General features: G+C 69.4%; 1 protein-coding gene. It reads right to left on the bottom strand.

Features of this window, described 5'->3' with window-relative positions:
• On the bottom strand, nucleotides 1-588 hold a 588-nt coding region (locus FJV41_RS57110), incomplete at both ends, for an FAD-dependent oxidoreductase (RefSeq protein WP_181791541.1).

Genomic DNA, 588 nt, shown 5'->3' with positions numbered 1-588 from the left:
TGTCCGGGTCGTTCACGTTGAGCCAGAAGTTCTCGGTGAGGGGCTTGCGCAGCTTGGCGATCACGCAGACCACGGCGATGTTCTTCAGCGCCGCGAAGCGCGAGAGCACGTCCTGCGGCAGGTCCGGCATGAGGCGCGGCACGAAGGGCAGCGGCACGGTGCTGATCACCTTGTCGAAGGCCTCGAAGCCCTGCGCCGTCTCCACGCCCTGCACGCGGCCCGCTTCCATGCGCACCCGCGTCACGGGCGTGGACAGGCGGATCTCGCCGCCGTGCGCGCGGATGTCCGCGGCCATGCCGTCCAGCAGCGTGGCGGAGCCGCCCTCCAGGTGGCCGAGCTTTTCCTGCATGAGGCTGTAGCGCGAGCGGCCGATGCGGCGGATGCGGCTCCAGATCCAGGCGGCCGAGAGGTTGCCCGTGTGCTCGTAGAACTTGTACTCGAAGAGGCGGCGCCACAGCACCTCGTAGGCCTCCGCGCCCACCCACCGGCGGATCCAGCCCGTGGCCTCGACGCCGTCGAGCGGCTTCCAGTCATCCCGCTTGGTGGAGAGGAACGCATGCAGGCCGTAGCGGAACTTCGCCACCAGCC

Source organism: Myxococcus llanfairpwllgwyngyllgogerychwyrndrobwllllantysiliogogogochensis (assembly GCF_006636215.1).
GTDB classification, from domain to species: Bacteria; Myxococcota; Myxococcia; order Myxococcales; family Myxococcaceae; genus Myxococcus; species Myxococcus llanfairpwllgwyngyllgogerychwyrndrobwllllantysiliogogogochensis.
Note: the sequence above shows the minus strand (reverse complement) of the source record. Positions and strands in the feature narration are given on the sequence as shown.